Annotated in this window: 18 protein-coding genes; 9 read left to right on the top strand and 9 right to left on the bottom strand. The window is 70.5% G+C overall.

Annotated features, from left to right (window positions below; all coding sequences use genetic code 11):
• Positions 1-159: 159 nt before the first annotated feature.
• On the bottom strand, positions 160-525 hold the full coding sequence (locus tag ACFOY2_RS24430) for a winged helix-turn-helix transcriptional regulator (RefSeq protein WP_379530401.1): 366 nt from the start codon (positions 523-525) through the stop codon (positions 160-162).
• Positions 526-637: 112 nt separating this feature from the next.
• On the opposite strand from ACFOY2_RS24430, the gene ACFOY2_RS24425 reads away from it, so the two are divergent.
• Complete coding sequence (locus ACFOY2_RS24425) at positions 638-1,285, top strand: NAD(P)-dependent oxidoreductase (RefSeq protein WP_379530400.1); 648 nt, start codon at positions 638-640, stop codon at positions 1,283-1,285.
• Between the two features lie 101 nt (positions 1,286-1,386).
• On the opposite strand, the gene ACFOY2_RS24420 is transcribed toward ACFOY2_RS24425, so the two are convergent.
• The 3 genes from ACFOY2_RS24420 to ACFOY2_RS24410 all read right to left on the bottom strand — a co-directional run bounded on the left by ACFOY2_RS24420 (position 1,387) and on the right by ACFOY2_RS24410 (position 4,931).
• Complete coding sequence (locus ACFOY2_RS24420) at positions 1,387-1,884, bottom strand: hypothetical protein (RefSeq protein ID WP_379530399.1); 498 nt, start codon at positions 1,882-1,884, stop codon at positions 1,387-1,389.
• A gap of 138 nt (positions 1,885-2,022) precedes the next feature.
• Positions 2,023-3,024 carry a hypothetical protein gene (locus tag ACFOY2_RS24415; RefSeq protein WP_379530398.1) on the bottom strand — a complete coding sequence of 334 codons (1,002 nt, stop codon included), beginning with the start codon at positions 3,022-3,024 and terminating at the stop codon, positions 2,023-2,025.
• A 68-nt stretch (positions 3,025-3,092) separates the two neighbouring features.
• Positions 3,093-4,931 (bottom strand): AMP-dependent synthetase/ligase, encoded by a 1,839-nt coding sequence (locus ACFOY2_RS24410; RefSeq protein ID WP_379530397.1) that lies wholly within the window; start codon positions 4,929-4,931, stop codon positions 3,093-3,095.
• A gap of 143 nt (positions 4,932-5,074) precedes the next feature.
• Between ACFOY2_RS24410 and ACFOY2_RS24405 the strand changes: the two genes are divergently transcribed.
• The 4 genes from ACFOY2_RS24405 to ACFOY2_RS24390 all read left to right on the top strand — a co-directional run bounded on the left by ACFOY2_RS24405 (position 5,075) and on the right by ACFOY2_RS24390 (position 7,884).
• Complete coding sequence (locus ACFOY2_RS24405; RefSeq protein WP_379530396.1) at positions 5,075-6,556, top strand: peptide MFS transporter; 1,482 nt, start codon at positions 5,075-5,077, stop codon at positions 6,554-6,556.
• Between the two features lie 11 nt (positions 6,557-6,567).
• Positions 6,568-7,176: a trimeric intracellular cation channel family protein gene (locus ACFOY2_RS24400; protein ID WP_379530395.1), complete on the top strand. Its 609-nt coding sequence runs from the start codon at positions 6,568-6,570 to the stop codon at positions 7,174-7,176.
• A 73-nt stretch (positions 7,177-7,249) separates the two neighbouring features.
• Complete coding sequence (locus tag ACFOY2_RS24395) at positions 7,250-7,480, top strand: hypothetical protein (protein ID WP_379530394.1); 231 nt, start codon at positions 7,250-7,252, stop codon at positions 7,478-7,480.
• On the top strand, positions 7,477-7,884 hold the full coding sequence (locus ACFOY2_RS24390; protein ID WP_379530393.1) for a type II toxin-antitoxin system VapC family toxin: 408 nt from the start codon (positions 7,477-7,479) through the stop codon (positions 7,882-7,884). Before ACFOY2_RS24395 ends, ACFOY2_RS24390 begins: the two co-directional genes overlap by 4 nt.
• Here ACFOY2_RS24390 and yczR read toward each other — a convergent pair.
• A complete protein-coding gene (yczR, locus tag ACFOY2_RS24385) occupies positions 7,868-9,298 on the bottom strand; it encodes a MocR-like transcription factor YczR (RefSeq protein WP_379530392.1) in 1,431 nt (476 codons plus the stop codon). The genes ACFOY2_RS24390 and yczR overlap by 17 nt on opposite strands.
• A 63-nt stretch (positions 9,299-9,361) precedes the next feature.
• Here yczR and yczE point away from each other — a divergent pair, with 63 nt between their 5' ends.
• Positions 9,362-9,970 carry a membrane protein YczE gene (gene yczE, locus ACFOY2_RS24380; RefSeq protein WP_379530391.1) on the top strand — a complete coding sequence of 203 codons (609 nt, stop codon included), beginning with the start codon at positions 9,362-9,364 and terminating at the stop codon, positions 9,968-9,970.
• A gap of 70 nt (positions 9,971-10,040) precedes the next feature.
• Positions 10,041-11,795, top strand: coding sequence for a glycoside hydrolase family 15 protein (locus ACFOY2_RS24375; RefSeq protein ID WP_379530390.1), 1,755 nt, complete (start codon positions 10,041-10,043; stop codon positions 11,793-11,795).
• A 10-nt stretch (positions 11,796-11,805) separates the two neighbouring features.
• Here the strand turns inward: ACFOY2_RS24375 and ACFOY2_RS24370 are convergent, their stop codons facing one another.
• From ACFOY2_RS24370 to ACFOY2_RS24360, 3 genes are all read right to left on the bottom strand, one after another.
• Positions 11,806-12,729 (bottom strand): lytic transglycosylase domain-containing protein, encoded by a 924-nt coding sequence (locus tag ACFOY2_RS24370; protein WP_379530389.1) that lies wholly within the window; start codon positions 12,727-12,729, stop codon positions 11,806-11,808.
• A gap of 58 nt (positions 12,730-12,787) precedes the next feature.
• Complete coding sequence (locus ACFOY2_RS24365) at positions 12,788-14,629, bottom strand: LamG-like jellyroll fold domain-containing protein (protein WP_379530388.1); 1,842 nt, start codon at positions 14,627-14,629, stop codon at positions 12,788-12,790.
• 105 nt (positions 14,630-14,734) lie between these two features.
• Positions 14,735-15,499: a helix-turn-helix transcriptional regulator gene (locus ACFOY2_RS24360; RefSeq protein ID WP_379530387.1), complete on the bottom strand. Its 765-nt coding sequence runs from the start codon at positions 15,497-15,499 to the stop codon at positions 14,735-14,737.
• 72 nt (positions 15,500-15,571) lie between these two features.
• Here ACFOY2_RS24360 and ACFOY2_RS24355 point away from each other — a divergent pair, with 72 nt between their 5' ends.
• Together ACFOY2_RS24355 and ACFOY2_RS24350 are read left to right on the top strand one after the other, a co-directional pair.
• The gene (locus tag ACFOY2_RS24355) at positions 15,572-16,378 is read left to right on the top strand and encodes a phytanoyl-CoA dioxygenase family protein (protein WP_379530386.1); all 807 of its coding nucleotides are present in this window, start codon (positions 15,572-15,574) and stop codon (positions 16,376-16,378) included.
• Positions 16,375-16,635 (top strand): hypothetical protein, encoded by a 261-nt coding sequence (locus ACFOY2_RS24350; protein ID WP_379530385.1) that lies wholly within the window; start codon positions 16,375-16,377, stop codon positions 16,633-16,635. The genes ACFOY2_RS24355 and ACFOY2_RS24350 overlap by 4 nt, the downstream gene beginning before the upstream one ends.
• Positions 16,636-16,641: 6 nt before the next feature.
• On the opposite strand, the gene ACFOY2_RS24345 is transcribed toward ACFOY2_RS24350, so the two are convergent.
• Positions 16,642-17,820 (bottom strand): ROK family protein, encoded by a 1,179-nt coding sequence (locus tag ACFOY2_RS24345; protein ID WP_379530384.1) that lies wholly within the window; start codon positions 17,818-17,820, stop codon positions 16,642-16,644.
• Positions 17,821-17,943: the final 123 nt, after the last annotated feature.

Raw genomic sequence — 17,943 nt, 5'->3', positions numbered from 1 at the left:
GGCTAATATGCCGCTAACAGCATATGCCCGTCAAGGCATACGATGTGGTCCCGGACGACATCGGCCCCGTGACGGGAGACTGGGCGCTGTGATCACGAGACGGCACGGACAGCGGGCCGGACCGGCGAGCAGAGGGCCGGCAGAGCAGCGCGGCGGGCGTCAGGTTGCGGCGTGCCAGGACTTACGGGCGTCGATCAGCTCGGACAGGTGTTTCCTGGCCCATTCGCAGCCGGCGTTCATGGGCTCCAGGAGGCTGCGGCCGAGGTCGGTCAGCTCGTACACGACGCGCGGCGGGATCTCGTCGTATGCCGTGCGGGTGAGCAGGCCGTCGCGCTCCATGGCGCGCAGGGACTCGGTGAGCACCTTCGGGGTGATGCCGCGCAGGACCGTCTGGAGTTCGGTGAAGCGGCGCGGGCCCGACTCCAGAGAGCGGACGATCTTCGCGGTCCACTTGTCGCCGATGCGGATGGGGGAGGCGACCGGGGGGCATCCGGTGAACATGTCCGGATCCAGGGGCTCGGGCATGCCGCCATCGTAGGTAACTATCGTTGCGGAAAGCGATATGTCGCCCTCTAGCGTCTGCGGGGACGGCGGCCCCAGTGGCGGGCCGCCTCGTGCGATGGAGGGAGTGTTCGGGATGAGCGGGATCGTGGTGTTCGGTGCCGGTGGGCGGGCCGGGCGGCGGGTGGTCGCGGAGGCGGTCGGGCGGGGGTACGCGGTGACGGCCGTCGTACGCGATCCCGCGAAATACGCGGATTTGGCGGGCGACGGGGTACGGGTGGTCGCCGGGGACGTCACCGACGGCGCGAGCGTGGCGGAGGTCGCGGCAGGGCACGACGTGGCGGTCCAGGCCACGGCGCGGCTCGACATGTCGTCGGAGGAGTTCTACACGGCGGGCGCCCATGCCCTGGCCGGCGGGCTGGCGCGGGCGGGGGTGCCGAGACTGGTGGCGCTCGGCATCGGCAGTCTGCTGGAGGTCTCACCCGGAGTCCGGGTCATCGACACGCCCGGATTCCCCGCCGATGCGCGGATGTTCTCGCTGGGGCACGCGGCGGAACTGAAGGTGTTCGAGGCGACCGGACCGGACGGGCTCGACTGGGTCGTGCTGGCGCCGCCACCCGTCATGCTCGACGACGAGGCGGCCCGCACGGGGCGGTACCGGATCGGGGGCGGGCAGGTGGCCGGGGCCGAGGAGGGGTTCTCCTTCGCCGACCTGGCCGTGGCGGTGGTGGACGAGGCCGTCAGCCCGAAGCACCACCGATGCCAGGTGGCCGTGCACTACTGAGCGGCGCGGGCCGAAGGTGGGAACGCCCCGCCGCTGAGCGGGCATCGCCGCAGGAATGCGGAACGCCCGGCCAACCTGGCCGGGCGTTCCTGGCGGTGCTGTCAGCGGTGTCGGCCGACGACCTTGACCCAGTCCTTGCCCTCCGAGGGAGCCAGCCACCTGGCGCCCCCGAAGACCGCGCGCCACGTGCCGGACGTGCGAGCGGGGACCTTCGTGGAGAAGTAGCCGCTGCCGCTGGTCCGCAGCGTGTCCACGTACTCCCACCTGCCGCTGCCGTCAGGCTGGAAGAGGATCGTGATCCGCTTGGAGGCCAGGCGGTGCCAGCGCTCCTGGTCCTTGCAGTAGTCGGCGTTGTGCACCGAGACGAAGCCGTTGATGTAGTCCTCGTCGCACTGCACGGAGAGCTTGCCCGAGAGGGTGATGGGCCGGCCGCGCCAGGCCGGCTCAGGGCCGGCGTCGAACTGGAGGCTCGTGTGGCCACCGGCGACATCGGGGTCCAGACCCGGGTCGTCCGCCAGCGCGGGCGAGGCCGCGGTGGCCACCAGCGTGGTGCCCAGAGCGGCGGCCGCCAGACCGGCGGCGAGACGTCGCATCTTCAATTGGAATTCCTTCCCCGTCCGGAAACGGGCTCCAAGGCGGAGCACGTCACCGCCATTGACGCGTTCGGGGAAAGGAAAGTTGGCGCGGAGTGGATCACAATTCCGCAACAGCAATGATGAGATATGCGATTTGATGAATTATTGCATGATTTGTCGGATTCGTGAGGTATACATCGCGTAGTGTCCTGTTCCCGGATAGCGAATCCGCCAGAAGCCTTCCGAACGATCCTGCACCGTGCTCACGAACGCCCCCGCGCCGTCGGTATGCGTCTGCGCGACCTGCTGCCAGGCAGCCGCGGCCTCCGCGCGCCAGAGGATCTGCAGCGGCTGCTTGGCGAACGGCCCGAAATCGGTGAAGCCGCGCGGGTCGATCCTGGTCAGCGAGCCGCGCAGGCGCACGTCGTCCCCGGCCTTCTCCACGCGCACCGAGGAGAGCTTGGTGGCGCGCTTGAACTGGAACGTCTCGTATTCCGTGACCGTCGCCCCGTTCTGGCCCCTGACCGTGGCGGTGATCGTCCAGACGCCCGTCGGGTAGTAGCGGTTCAGGCGCTTGTCGGGCAGGAAACGCCAGGTCTCCCATCCGTCCCTCATCCGGGCAGGCGGGGTCGCCACCCGGTGCCAGTCGAACGGGGAGAACGCCTCGGTGGACGCGCCGCCCGTCGCGTCCTGTCCCAGGCCCGTGTTCGGTGACTGCTCCGGTGGGGTCATGATCGTGGGCTGTGATTGGAAGGAGCCCAAGTCCGGTCGCAGAGGCGTGGTGTCTTCCAGGTCGGATTGCTCCGGTTGGTCGGGCTGGCTCTGTTGGTCGGGTTGAGCTGGTAGGTCGGATTGCGGTGGGAGGTCGGGTTGGGCGGGGTCCGCCGGCTGAGCGGGTTGGGCGGGTGTGTCGAGTGCGGGGGGCTTGGCGCTGAGAACGGGGCCGGGCGGAGCGCCCGGTTCGACCTTGACGGTGACGCCGTCCTTGCCGTTCGCTCCCTTGGCGATCACATCGATCACCAGGCGAACGGAGTCGCGCGCCCCGACCACAGGGTCGGCCGGACGTACGGTGATGGAACGGATGGCGGGCTCGGTCGCGGCGGATGGCGCGGGCACGGAGAACGACCCCGCCGCGAGCGAGACGAGAAGAAGGCTTCTGGTCATGATCGAGACGGTAGGAACCATCCGGTAATGACCAGGACCACAACACACGCCCCGAATGGCAAAAGCCGCTATCGGCTGTAGAGCCCCTCGATGACGTCGGCGTACTTCGCGTGGATGATCCGCCGCTTGAGTTTGAGGCTCGGGGTCAGCTCCTCGGTCTCGGCGGTCCACTCGACGCCGAGCAGCGCCCACTTCTTCACCTGCTGCACCCTGGCCAGTTTGGCGTTGGCCGCCTCGACCCCGGCCTTGACCTCCTTGAGGACCTCGGGATGCTCGGCCAGTTCGGCCAGCGAGCCGAAGGCGATGCCGCGCGCCCGCGCCCAGCCGGGCGCCACCTCGGCGTCCAGGGTGAGCACGGCCACCGGGTGCGGCCGGTTGTCGCCGAAGGCGAGGGCCTGGCCGATGAGGGCGTGCTGTTTGAGGTGGTTCTCGATCTCGGCCGGGGAGATGTTCTCACCTCCTGCGGTGATGATGAGCTCCTTCTTGCGGTCCACGACGCGGTAGAAGCCGTCCTCGTCGACGGTGCCGATGTCGCCGGTGTGCACCCAGCCGTCGTCGTCGATGAGCTCGGCGCCGCCCTCGGGGCGGTTGAGGTAGCCGCGGGTGTTCAGCGGGCTGCGGGTGAGGATCTCGCCGTCCTCGGCGATGCGGATCTCGACGCCGGGTTCAGCCATGCCGACGGTGCCCAGGCGGTAGCAGGCGGGGCTGTTGCCGGTGAACGCGCCGGTCGTCTCCGTCATGCCGTACACGTCGATGACCTTGAGCCCGAGCCCGGCGAAGAAGTGCTGGACCTCGTCGGGGAGCGGGGCGGCGCCGGTGGCGGTCCACTCGGCGCGGTCGAAGCCGATCATGGCGCGGATGACGGACAGGAGCGAGGCGTCGGCCTGCTCGTAGGCCGCCCGGATCTCGGGGGTGATCGTCCGGCCGTACTGTCCGGCCTCGATGTAGGCGGCGCCCGCCTCCATGGCCGCGCGTACGGCGCTGCGCTGCTCTTCCGGCTGGGTGGCCAGCACGGCGAGCAGACGGGCCATCATCTTCTCCCACACGCGCGGCACGCCGAAGAACATCATCGGCCTGACCTGACCGAGCGTCGTGCCGAGGTGTGCCAGGTCGGTGCAGAAGTGCACGTGGGAGGCCTTGACCAGCGGCAGGTAGAGGCTGAGGATGCGCTCGGCGATGTGGGCGTAGGTCAGGTAGGAGATCTGCGTGCCCCGCATGGGCAGGGACGTCAGGCGGTCGGTGGCCGCGACCTCGTAGAAGACATTCGTGTGGGTCAGCGGGACGCCCTTGGGCATGCCGGTGGTGCCCGAGGTGTACAGGACGGTGACCACGTCGCCGGCGGTGACGGCGGCGGAGCGGGCGCCGACCGCGCCGGGGTCCTCGGCCAGCCGGGCGCGGCCGAGGGTGAGGAAGTCGTCCCAGGACATGAAGCGGTCGTCGCCGGAGGGCGTGCCGTCCAGCATGATGATCTTGCGTAGTCCGTCGAGGCGGCCGAGGACCGGCTGCCAGCGGGCCAGCTCGGCGGGGCCGCCGAGCACTGCGTACCGGGCGGCCACGTCCCCTGCGACGAAGGCGATCTGGTCGGGGGCGAAGGTCGAGTACACCGTGCAGCCGACCCCGCCCGCGTGCACGGCGCCGAGGTCGGCAAGCACGTGTTCGCTGCGGTTGACCATCATGAGCGCCACGGACTCGCCGGGCTCCAGCCCGATGGCGACGAACGCGGCCGCGATCTCCAGGACCCGTCGCCGCGCCTGGGCGTAGGTCAGGGTGCGCCAGGCGTCGCCGTCGGGGTCGGAGTAGGCGGGCGCGTCGGGATGCTGCTCAGCCGCCCGTTCGAGCTGGTCGCAGACGGTACGGCCGGCGATCTGCCGCTCGATCTCGGCCCGGACTTCGAGGACGTCGGCCATGGCGCCTGCCTCCGGTCAGTATTCACTTGCATGAATGGCTTGCATCGCACCACACGCATCTGGAAGCGGCAAGACCCTTACGGGGAAAGATCGCGTGCGTCACGTAGAGTAATCGATCGGTTGCTCATCGGGAGGGTCGGCGCATGGCAAAGGGCGAGCGGACGTTCTTCGGGCATCCCTGGGGGCTGGCCACGCTGTTCGGCACCGAGATGTGGGAGCGGTTCAGCTGGTACGGCCTGCGGGCGATCCTGGCGACGTTTCTTGCCGCTTCCCCCGTCCACCAGGGGCTGGGCATGTCCCAGGAGACGGCCCAGGCGGTCGTCGGCGTCTACGGCGCGCTGATCTACCTGGTCGCGCTGCCGGGCGGGTGGATCGCCGACCGCATCCTGGGGGCGCGCAGGGCCGTGCTCTGCGGCGGGGTCCTCATCATGCTGGGGCACATCAGCATGGCCGTCCCGGTGACCTCGCCGTTCTTCATCTGGCTGGGCCTGTCGCTGATCGTCATGGGCACCGGCCTGCTCAAGCCGAACATGTCGGTCATGGTCGGCCGCCTCTATCCAGAAGGGGACGACGGGCGCAGGGACGCCGGGTTCTCGCTGTTCTACATGAGCATCAACATAGGCGCCTTCTTCGCGCCCATCGTGGTCGGCTGGCTGGCCGCGGGCGACCGCTGGCACCTGGGCTTCGGCGCCGCCGCCGTCGGCATGGCGCTGGGCCTGACCCAGTACGTCTGGGGCGGCCGGCATCTGCGCGGCGTCGGCGAGCGCCCCGGCCATCGCCTGTCGCCCGCCGAACGCCGCCACTTCCGCCTCGTCCTCGCCCTCGGCACGGCGGCAGCCGTGATCGGGCTGAGCGTGTGGGTGGCGACGGGCACGTTCACGGTCGACCGGCTCACCATCGTGATCACCCTGATCATCCTGGCCGTCACCGTCGCGTACTTCGCCTACCTCCTGCTCGGCAGCCACAACCTGACCCAGGATGAGCGGATCAGGGTGAAGGCCTACATCTGGCTCTTCGTGGCCGCGTCCATCTTCTGGATGATCTACGACCTGGCGCCGAGCAAGCTGCTGTTCTTCGCCCGCGACCACACCGACCTGTCGCTGTTCGGCATCAAGATCCAGCCCGCCACGACGCAGTCGTTCAACCCGCTGTTCATCATGATCTTCGTGCCGGTGTTCGCGGCGCTGTGGGTGAAGCTGGGGACGCGGGTGAGCACGCCGCAGAAGTTCGGGTTCGCGCTGATCACGGTGGGGGTGAGCTTCGTCGTCATGGCCGTGGCGGCGGCGCTGGCGGGGCCCGGGCGGGTGTCGGTGTGGTGGCTGGTGCTGGTCTACCTCATCCAGGTGTTCGGCGAGTTGTCGCTGAGCCCGGTCGGGCTGTCGGTGACGACGAAGCTGGCGCCCGAGGCGTTCAAGGGACAGATGCTCGGGGTCTGGTTCATCTCGTTCGCGGTGGGCGACTCGGTCGGCGGGCAGACCGGACGGCTCAGCCGGGTGCTGTCCGAGCCGGCCTACTACCTGGTGCTGGCGGTGATGGCGATCGTGGCGGGGGTGGTGCTGTTCATGTTCACGCGGACGTTGCGGGTGATGATGGCCGAGCACCATGCACCGCCGGAGATGCGATAGACATTCCGAACGTGTCTGAAATTCTCGACCTTGTCGGTATTTTCGTTTTCGCCCTGTCGGGCGCGCTCATGGGAGTGCGCAAACGGCTCGACGTGGTCGGAATGGGGATGCTGGCCGAGATGACCGCCCTGGGCGGCGGTATCGTGCGCGACCTGATCCTGAACGTGCGGCCCGCCGCCTTCCAGAGCCTCGGCTACGTGCTGGTACCGGTGGCGGCGACGGTGATCGTGTTCTTCTGGCATCCGCACGTGGCCCGCGTGATGCCCGCCATCCTGGTGCTGGACGCCGCCGGGCTCGGGCTGTTCTGCGCGGTCGGGACGGAGAAGGCGCTGGAGTACGGGCTCAGCCCGCTGCACGCGGCGCTCCTGGGGCTCGCGACGGCGATAGGCGGGGGCATGCTGCGCGACGTCCTGGCCGGGGAGATCCCCACCCTGCTCTACGACCGGCAACTCTACGCGGTGCCGGCGATGCTGGGATCGGGGGTGATGGCGGGACTGTCGATGTCCGGGCTGCACGGCTGGCCCGCGACACTGGCCGCCGCGCTGCTGGCCTTCGGGCTGCGAATCACCGCCATGCGCCGCAACTGGCGCGCCCCCCTGGCCAAGGGCATCGGCGATTGACAAGGGCCGGTTGTGGGGAAGCAGACGACATCGCAGGCTGGAGACGGCTAACGTTCGGGAGGTGACACAGAGCGTGGCGAAGACGATACGCATTGACGACGTCCCGGACGAAACGTACGAGGCGCTTCGCGTTCAGGCGGAGATCGAAGGACTGACGGTCTCCGACTATCTGCGCCGCCAGTTGCGGCTCATCACTCGGCCCACGACTACCGAAGTCGTCGAGCGGGCGCTGCGGCGGCCGCGCGAGGGTGGGCCCACCAACGACGACATCCTGGCGGCGATCCGCGAAGGTCGCGGCCAGTGATCGTCGTCGACGCCTCCGCTGTCGTCCACGTCCTGCAGGCCGAGCGCCCCGACGCCGACCTGGCCCGCGCTTTCGGAGAAGCGGGCACGCTGCACGCTCCGAGCCTGCTCGACATCAAGTTCTTGAGCGCTCTACGCGGACTCGTGATGAGCGGCAAGCTCACGCTCGATCGGGCGCATGCGGCGCGTGAAGACTTCGCCGACTCCCCCCTGATCCGCTATCCGCTGGAGAAACTGACCGATCGGATCTGGGCTCTGCGCAATAACTTGACGGTTTACGACGCCGCCTACATCGCGCTGGCGGAGGCGCTCGGGTGTGTGCTGGTCACAACGGACGGCAAGTTGCGGGCAGCGTGCGGACATCGGGCGAAGGTCGAGGTTTATCCACTCACACCATCGCGATGACCGGGTCCGCGGGGGGTGGGGTGGTGAGGGGGCCGTGGTCGCGGGCGGCGCGGATGCGGGTGACGGCCTCCGTGACGGTCTGGGGCGGCAGGGTGAACGGCAGGCGCAGGTAGCCCTCGAGGGTCCCTTCGAGTCCGAACCAGGGCCCGGGCGCCAGGCGGACGCCGTGGCCTGCGGCGGCGTCGGCCAGCGGGGTGGCGGCCTCGCCGTTGAGGCGTACCCAGAGCACGCCCCCGCCGCGCGGCACCGTGAACGTCCACTCAGGTAGGTGCTCCCTCAGCCCCGACACCAGCGCGTCGCGGGAGGCGCGCAGCGCGCGGCGGCGCTCTGCCCGCGTCTCCTCCAGCCGGTCGAACAGCCGCGCCACCACGAGCTGTTCCAGCACGGGGCTGGCGATGTCGACGACCGCGCGGTGTGTGGCCAGGGCGCGGGCCAGGGCGGCGGTGGTGCGGATCCAGCCGATGCGCAGCCCGCCCCACCAGAGTTTGGAGGCCGAGCCGATGCTGACGACGCGGTTGTCGGTGTCGAAGGCGGCCATCGGCGCCGTCCGCGGCACCTCGTCGAGCGCCAGTTCCGACCAGGTCTCGTCGATGAGCAGCATCGTGTCGGCACGCCGGGCGGCCCCCGTGACGGCGGCGCGGGTGGCCTCGTCCATGAGGGCGCCGGTCGGGTTCTGGAAGTCGGGCATGAGGTAGACCAGGCGGGCCGCGGACTGGCGCATGGCCGTGGCGACCAGGTCGGGCTGCCAGCCCTCGTGGGAGATCCCGACGGGCACGATTCTGGCGCCGCGCTGGCGGGCCACGCCGATGGCGTGCGGGTAGGTCGGCGACTCCACCATCACCGGGTCGCCCGCGCCGATGAGCCGGCCGAGGACGAGCTGGATGGCGTGCTGGGAGCCGGTGGTGACGACGATCTGCTCGGGCCTGGTGGCCACGCCCCTGGCGGTGTAGCGGGCGGCGATGCGCTCCCTGAGCGCCGGCAGGCCCAGGGGGTCGTAGCCGATGCCCATGCCGTACCTGGGCAGGTCCTCGACCGCCTCCGTCATGGCCCGCTGGAGCGCGGAGGGGGCGGTGGGGGCGGCGCAGTGGAGTTGGAGGAGGTTGTCGGCGCCGGCGCTGAGCCACGGGTTGTCGGGGGCCGTGGCCGGGTCGGGCAGGGCGGTCCAGCTTCCCGAGCCCTGGCGGCTGTCCAGGAAGCCGCGCTCGCGCAGCAGGTCGTAGGCGGAGGTCACGGTGGTGCGGCTGACCTTGAGGGTTTGCGCGAGGTGGCGTTCGGCGGGCATGCGGACGTGTACGGGGATCTGGCCGTCCATGACCAGGGCGCGGATGCCGTCGGCGAGCACGCGGTAGTACGGTCGGGCGGCCGGGTCGAGGTTGACGAGCCGTGCCACCTGGGTCGCCGAGAGGTGCCTCATAAGGCCACTTTTCGTGATTGGCTCTGTTTTGGCAAGCTCGAAGCCTGCCACTCTTGGGCCATTATGAGCGAATCGACCGTCCCGCGGCCCCGGCTGAGTTCCCTCCCCGCCCGCCTCGTGCGCCTGTACGGCGGGCTGGCCCTGTACGGGCTCGGCATCGCCCTGCAGGTGGAGTCGGGGCTGGGCAACGGCCCCTGGGACGTCTTCCACCAGGGCCTGGCCGTCAGGACGGGCCTGTCGATCGGCATGGTCATCATCGTGGTCGGCGCCCTGGTCATGCTCCTGTGGATCCCGCTGAAGCAGCGGCCGGGCATCGGCACGATCAGCAACGTGGTCCTCGTCGGCCTGTTCGCCGACGCGGCCATCTTCCTGCTGCCCACGCCGGAAAACCTGGCGTTCCAGGCTCTCTTCGTGGCGCTTGGCGTCGTGGCGATCGCCCTGGCCACCGGGCTCTACATCGGCGCCGGGATGGGCGCGGGGCCGCGCGACGGCATCATGACCGGGCTGGTACGGCTCGGCCTGTCGGTACGGCTGGGCCGCTTCCTCATCGAGGTCACCGTGCTGGCCGCGGGCTGGCTGCTCGGCGGCACCGTGGGCGTGGGGACGCTGGTCTTCGCGCTGGCGATCGGGCCGTTGACGCAGCTGTTCACACGGTGGTTCCCTCTGACGTGACCGGACCGGCCATGACGCGACATGATCGGTCCGGTCACGGGACCACCCGCGCGCCGAGTAGCGTCTAGGCATGCGGATCGAGGATTACGCCCTGATCGGAGACATGCAGTCGGCCGCGCTCGTGGGGAGGGACGGGTCGATCGACTGGTTGTGCCTGCCGAGGTTCGACTCCCCGTCGTGCTTCGCCTCACTGCTCGGCACCGAGCGCAACGGGCACTGGTGGCTGGGGCCGACAGGCCGCAAACCCGCCACGAGACGGCAATACCGTTCCGACACGCTCATCCTGGAGAGCGAGTGGGACACCCCGACGGGCACGGTCCGCGTCATCGACTTCATGCCGCCCCGCGACCGCAACCCCGACGTCGTGCGCATCGTCGAGGGCGTCTCCGGCAGCGTCGAGGTCTCCACGCAGCTGCGGGTGCGCTTCGACTACGGGCGGATCGTGCCGTGGGTGCGGCGCAACAACGGCCACCTGCAGGCGATCGGCGGCCCCGACTCGGTGTGGCTGCACTCCCCCGTGCCGCTGAAGGGCGGCGACTACGCCCACCGGGCGACCTTCACCGTCAACGAGGGCGACCGGCTGCCGTTCGTGTTCACCTGGCACCCCTCCCACGAGGAGATGCCGCCGCAGATCGACAGCGAGGTCCAGCTTCGCGAGACCGAGGCCATGTGGGCGGAGTGGGTGGCCAGATGCACCTATGACGGGCCCTACCGGGAGGCCGTGGTGCGCTCGCTCATCACGTTGAAGGGCCTGACGTACGCGCCGACGGGCGGCATCGTGGCCGCGCCGACCACGTCGCTGCCGGAGGACCTGGGCGGGGTGCGCAACTGGGACTACCGCTTCTGCTGGCTGCGCGACGCGACGATGACGCTCGACGCGCTGATCTCCTCCGGCTACCTGGACGAGGCGGCCGACTGGCGGGCGTGGCTGCTGCGGGCCATCGCGGGCCGCCCCCAGGACCTGCAGATCATGTACGGCGTCAGGGGCGAACGCCGCCTGCCCGAGCTGCGCCTCGACTGGCTCGACGGCTACGAGGACTCCCGGCCCGTCCGCATCGGCAACGAGGCCGTCAAACAGCTCCAGCTCGACGTGTACGGCGAGGTCATGAACTGCCTGTACGTCTCGCGCACCCGCGGCCTGGGCCCCGACGACCGGGCGTGGGCCATCCAGCGCCAGCTTCTCGACTACGTGGCCGAGCACTGGGACGAGCCGGACGAGGGGCTGTGGGAGGTGCGAGGCCCCCGCCGGCACTTCGTGCACTCCAAGGTGATGTGCTGGGCGGCGCTCGACCGGGCCGTCAAGTACGTCGAGGAGTTCGGGCGCACGGGCCCGGTCGAGTCGTGGCGGAGGCTGCGGGACACGATCCACGCCGAGATCTGCGACAAGGGCTACGACGCCGAGCGCAACACCTTCACGCAGTCCTACGGCTCATCAGAGCTGGACGCGGCGCTGCTGGTGATGCCCATGGTGGGGTTCCTGCCCGCCGACGACCCCCGCCTGGTGGGCACCGTGTCGGCGATCGAGAAGGAGCTCATGTCCGACGGGTTCGTGCTGCGGTACCCGCTGGCCGCCGACAACGACGTGGACGGCCTGCCCGGCGGCGAGGGCGCGTTCCTGGCCTGCAGTTTCTGGCTGGTCGAGGTGATGGCCATGCAGGGCCGCAAACAGGAGGCCGAGGATCTGTTCGAGCGGCTGCTGACGCTGCGCAACGACGTCGGGCTGCTGGCCGAGGAGTACGATCCGCGCTACGGCAGGCTTGTCGGGAACTTCCCGCAGGCCTTCAGCCACGTTCCGCTGATCCACGCCGCCCGCGCCCTGTCGTAGGGGCGTCCGCTCACTTCCCCGGGCCGGTCAGGCGGCGTTCGCCGGCCGTGGTGAGGACGAAGACCTGCCAGTTGTAGTAGACGTAGTAGTTCCTGACGTCCCGTTTGATCTGGCGGGCGTGCAGCAGGATCGCATCGACGTAGGCCTGCGACGGGTTGTAGGCGTGCAGGGCCCGCTGGTAGTCGCGCGGCGCGCCGGTGGCGCGCAGGTAGTTGGCCGCCGCCATGATCGCGTCGCGCGGGTCCTGGATGTCGCCGCCCATCCCGTACGCCTTCCAGGTCGCGGGCATGAACTGCATCGGCCCCTGCGCGCCGGCGTGGCTGTCGGACTTGACCCTGCCGAACTTGGTCTCGGCGAACATCACCGCCGCCAGCACCTCCCACTCCACCCCGAAGCGGCGCTCGGCCTTCTTGAAGTGTTTCATGAGCTCGGCCGCCGGGCGGGCCGGCTGGACCTTGAACACGGCCGACGGCTTGATCGGGCGGGCCAGGGCGAGCAGTTCGCGGATGGCGGCCGTGTTGTCCTTGGCCTGCGCGGCCAGGCCGGAGGGCAGGCGGGCGAAGGCGCGGGCGGCCACCTTGGGGTGGCGGGCGGCGTGGCGGTAGGCGCGCTGCTGGTGCAGGGCCAGGAGTTCGACGTTCTCCGGCGGGTCGCCGTCCTTGGGGGTCCAGGCGTCGATGGCGGCGTGCAGGGCCTTGGTGGTCCGCTGGAGGGTTTGCGCGAGCTCACCCGCGTCTTCGGGGATCGGCGCTTCGGGGGCGGGCGGCTTGGCCGCGGACGCCGTCGTGGCGGCAGGCGGCAGGGGCGGCGCGGTGGAGGAGGCGGGGGTCTCGGAGACAGCCGGGGCCGCCGGGGTGCCGCAGGCCGGCGCGCAGACGAGCAGCGCCATGGTCGCCAGGGTCGTGCGGGTGCGGTGTTTCGGGCGTGCCTCCATGGACGGCCAACCTACCCGGAAAGCCGGGCGCCCGCCCTTCGACGGGCCGCCCGGACTGTCAGCCGAGGGGCGTCAGGAACTCCTTCGGCTTCAGGGCTCGCGCGACGATGCGCACGTCGCCGATCCAGCCGTAGTAGCCCTGGCCGTAGCGCAGCGCGAACTGGGTTGCGCCGATCGCGAACGGGCGGCCGAGCGTGGAGATGCCCTTGGACGGCTGCGCCGGGTTGCGGGCGATCTTGGAGCCGTCCACGTACACGGTCGTGCGGCGCGCGTCGTTGACGACCGCCACGTGCGTCCAGCGGCCGACCGGCAGCGCGTGGCTCCACGACGTGGGGTCGGCGTCACGGTCGGTCGGATAGACGACGTACTGCAGGAACCGCTCGGGCGACAGGTTGAGGCTGCAGGTGGGCTCCTCGGGCGACCAGCCGCTGGACTTGCCCGCGTCGCCGCTGCGGCCCTCCCAGCTCAGGATGCCCATCCAGGCGTGGTCGCCCTCGAACGGCTCCGGCAGCTTGATGAACGCCTCGATCGTGTACCCGGACTCGAACTTCATGGCGTTGATCGGCGCGTTCTGGCCGGACCTGAGCACCGCGCCCCGGTCGGGGTTCTTGCCGCCGTCGAAGCGGAGGCTGGCGTGGGCGGGCTGGCCCTCGTGGTGCTCGGCCGACCACTTCAGCGTCTCGGGGGCGCCGGCGTGCAGCAGTTGCACGCTCAGGTCGTTGCCGCCGCCCGTCAGGTCGCGGACCACCGCGCCCGCGGCGACGACCGCGCCGTCGGCGCCCGCGCCGGCGTACCCTTCGGCGTCGAAGCGCCAGTACGCGACCGTGCCCTTCGGCATGACCGCCTTCGCGGGCCTGGACGGGGGCCGGGGGCGCGGGGCGAAGGCGGCGAAGCGCTCGTCGAAGTCGATGTCGATGCTGAAGCGGTCGACGGGTCCTGTCAGTTCGAGGTTCTCGGCCTCCAGCGCGGTGCGCTCCTCCGGGTCGCGCGAGAGCAGCCACGGCGACAGCGTCTCGACGTCGATCACGTTGCGTACCAGGTCGAAGGAGTAGAGGCGGACCATGCCGGCCCCGCCGTAGTAGCGGTCCTGGTAGTTGGCGATGTGCACGTGGACGTCGTGGCCGGCGTCGTTCTTCAGCACCGTGCGTCCCGGCGGCCAGTAGTGGCCGTTCAGGGTCAGGAAGATCTGGTCGTTGCGCCTGATGAGGCCGTCCCACAGCCGCTGCCCGTACTCCGACAGCGCCGCGACCCCGTCGTCGCCGGCCCAGGCCAGGTCGTGGGTGGTGAGGATGGCGGGCAGGCTCTTGTCGGCGTCGAGGACGCCCTGCGCCCACCGCAGGCCCTTGTCGGAGATGCGCCAGTCGAGGGCGAGCACCAGCCAGCGCCGTCCGCCGGCCTCGATCACGTGGTGGCTGTTGTAGCCGTCGGGGGACGCGCCGCGGAAGGTCGGCATCCTGGCGTACCTGGCGGGGCCGAACTCGCGCAGGTACACGGTGTCGCCGCGCTGGTCGTCGCTGCCGGGAACGTCGTGGTTGCCGGCCAGGACGCTGTAGGACAGCCGGCCGTCCAAGGTCTTGAACGCCTCGCCCGCCAGCTTGATCTCGTGTTCGCTGCCGTGCTCGGTGACGTCGCCGAGGTGCGTCATGAACGCGATGTTCCTGCTCTCGCGCTCGCCGGTCAGGAACCTGAACGTCTGGCGCATCGGGGCGGGGTCGGAGCTGTCCTCGTCGAACAGGTACTGCGTGTCGGGCAGCACGCCGATCGTGAAGCGGGGGTTGTCGCGGTCGAATCGGCCGCCGTCCACGGCCGCGTGCGCGGGGGCGGCGGTGATCAGGGGGACCGCGGGCGCGGCGATGGCGGCCTGCAGTAACGTCCTGCGGCCGAGTGCGGGGTTCGTCATGGGTGTGTACTCCGTTTCAGGGTGCCGGGCAGCACCGTGATCGGCGTACGTGGCGGCCTGGTGCCCCGGGCGGTAACGGGCGCCTTCCACCGGCGGAAATCTTGGTCACGGGTGCGCGCGGGCGCGCAGGGCACGGGGTGAGGCGCCCAGTTCTCGCCTGCAGACCTTGTTGAACGCCTGCAGGTCGGAGATCCCCACGGCGGCCGCGATCGCGGGGATGGCCAGCGTCGACTCGCGCAGCAGGTGCAGCGCCCGCGTCATCCGGCGGCGGCGGATGTAGGCGACCACGGTCTGCCCGGTCTGGGCGCGGAAGAGCCGGGTCAGGTGGTTGTGCGAGACCCCGGCGGCGCGCGCGACGGCGGGCACGGTCAGCGGCGCGGCCAGGTCCGCCTCGATGTACTCGATCGCGGCGGCCACGACGGCGTGCGGGCTGCCGGCCACGGGCAGGTTCGCCACCCGCCACAGCACCGTCCACACCTCGGCCGCGGCCCGCGCCCTGGCGCCGGGGACGGCGGCGATGGCCTGGCGCAGCGAGGCGGCGATGATCGGCGCCTGGTCGCCGGCGTCCCGCATCACCGCCACGACGTGCCGGTCGGCGTCGCCGGGCAGGCGGAAGTGCGCGTACAGGTGCTCCGACCGGCCCCGATAGTGGTAGTGGACCTCGGCGCCCGGCGGGATCAGGCTCAGGTGCCCCGGTCTGATCGTGTGCGTGCTGCCTTCGACCACCAGCTCGGCGGCGTAGCCGTACAGGTGGAGCTGCCACAGGTCGGGCAGGCGGAACACGTCGTGGGGCGAGACGACGCCGTGCACGCCGACGCCCGCGCCGCTCACGTACGGGGGTTCCGACAGCGCGATCAGCACCTGGTCCATATGGGGAAAATAGACCAGTAGTAGATGATTCGCGCCCACGACATCGCGCATGTCCGATCTTACGGTGGTCGCATGCGAACCACTCTGCTGACCTCCGTGCAGGTCGCCCGCTTCGTGGCCGCCGGGTACCTGCGGCTCGACGGCGTCATCCCGGACGAGCTCAACGACCAGGCGATCGAGGTGCTGGAGGCGGGCATCCCGCGCCCGCCGTACGGGACGCCGGTCACCCAGGCCTACACCGAGGGGACGTTCGCCCGTCGGCTGATCGAGGTGCCCGAGGTCGCCGGCGCGCTGCGTTCCCTCGTCGGCCCCGACCCCACCGTCGACCACCACGCCGTCCACGTGCGCGAGCCGAAAGGCGGCCACGCCCAGCCGCTGCACGCCGACGCGATCATCGACACCCGCATGGACGCCTTCGACGTGCAGCTCATGTACTACCCGCGCGAGGTGAACGCGGAGATGGGCGGCACGCTGGTGGTGCCGGGCAGCCACCTGCGGCGGACCAACGAGAGCGACACCGGCCGCTACCAGAACCTGCGCGGCCAGACCCGGCTGACCTGTCCCGCCGGGACCGTCATGCTGCTGCACCACGGCATCTGGCACGGCGGGCGGCGCAACGACAGCGATGTGCGGCGGTACATGTTTAAAATCCGCTTCAACCCGACCGTGCCGCAGGTGCGCCTGTGGGACACCTCGGACCTGGACGACCCGGCCGTGGCCGGCGAGCTGGCCCGGCATTTCCCCTGGTACGAGAAGGCCACCGCGCGGCTGGAGGTCCACAACCGGGTGCGGGTGTGGCGGGCGCTGACCGCCGACCCGACCTTCGACATCGACTACTGGACGACTCGCGTGAACAACCGCCCCGGGAGGGTCGCATGAAGCAGCAGGTCCTCGTTCTCTACCTGGCCAGCTCCGCGCTCGACGCCGCGGTGGTCGGCTGGTCCTCCTATGACGGCACCGGCCGGACGAACCCGACCGCGGGCGACGGGGACGAGCCGCCCTACGAGACGGGGGTGGACGCGCTGCGCGACGGCTGGCGGCTGTTCCAGGCCTCGCAGCTCATCCCGCCGTACCCGGGGCACGAATACGACACCTCGTTCCTCAAGCACGAGTTCTTCTTCGAAAAGCTGTCCTGAGCCCTCTCAGCCGGCGACGGCGCGGTCGATGGTGCCGGGTGCGAGTACGTGCTCGACCACCATGACGGCGGCGCCGATGACGCCCGCGCGGTCGCCCAGTTCGCTGGCCCTGATGCCCAGGTGCTGGGTGGCCAGCGGCAGCGACCGGCTGTAGATGGTCTCCCTGACCCCGGCGAGCACCTGCTCGCCCGCCTCGGCGATGTCGCCGCCGATGACGATGACCGAGGGGTTGAAGAAGTTCACGATCGAGGCCATCACGGCGCCGACCTCGCGTCCGGCCTGCCTGATGAGCCGGGTGGCGCGCAGGTCGCCGGCGCGCATCAGCGCCACCACGTCCCTGCTGCCGTGGGCCTCGGTTCCCGCCTCGCGCAGCGCCGCGGCCATGGACGCGCCACCGGCGACCGCCTCCAGGCAGCCGGCGTTGCCGCACCGGCACGGGACGTCGGCGTCGGCCACCCTGATGTGCCCGACGTCCCCGGCGGCTCCCTGCGCGCCACGGTGCAGTTTGCCGCCCGAGATGATGCCGCAGCCGATGCCGGTGCCCATCTTGATGAAGATCAGGTGGTCGACGGCGGGCCCGGCGGCCCAGTGCTCGCCGAGCGCCATGATGTTCACGTCGTTGTCGACCAGCACCGGCGCTTCGAGGCGCGCGCCGAGCCACTCGGGCACGGCGAAGCCGTCCCAGCCGGGCATGATGGGCGGGTTGACCGGCCGCCCCGACCCGTGCTCGACCGGCCCCGGCAGACCGACGCCCGCCCCGCAGACCTGCCCGGGTTCGCGCCCGCTGTCCCGCAGCAGTTCGTCGAACGCGGCCGCGACCGCGCCCAGCGTGCGCTCGGGACCCGCGTCGATGGGCAGCTCCACGGCCCGCTCGGCGAGCACGGTCATGGCCAGGTCGATGACGGCCAGGCGGGCGTGGGTGGCGCCGAGATCGGCCGCGAGCACGACGCGGGCGCCGCCGTTGAAGGTGAACATGGAGGCGGGGCGCCCGCCGGAGGAGATCGCGCCGTCGCCGGCCACGACCCAGCGCTGGTCGATCAGGCCGTCGAGCCGCTGCGACACGGTGGACCTGGACAGCCCCGTGAGCTCGGCCAGTTCGGCCCGGGTGCGGGCGCGCCCGTCCCTGAGGATCGACAACAGGGCTCCCGCCCCCGTGCTGGTCTGGACGTTCGCTCCGGTCGCCATGAGATCAAGCTTACTTCGGACATCGACCGACTTTTGTTGACAAGAATTTGAAGTTGGGAACTTTATTCACGAAATATCCAGGACATATGCCAGAAATCGACATCTGGCACGGCGAGCGGTCGC

Origin of the sequence: Nonomuraea purpurea, from assembly GCF_042650645.1 — a bacterium.
Lineage (GTDB): Bacteria > Actinomycetota > Actinomycetes > Streptosporangiales > Streptosporangiaceae > Nonomuraea > Nonomuraea purpurea.
Note: the sequence above shows the minus strand (reverse complement) of the source record. Positions and strands in the feature narration are given on the sequence as shown.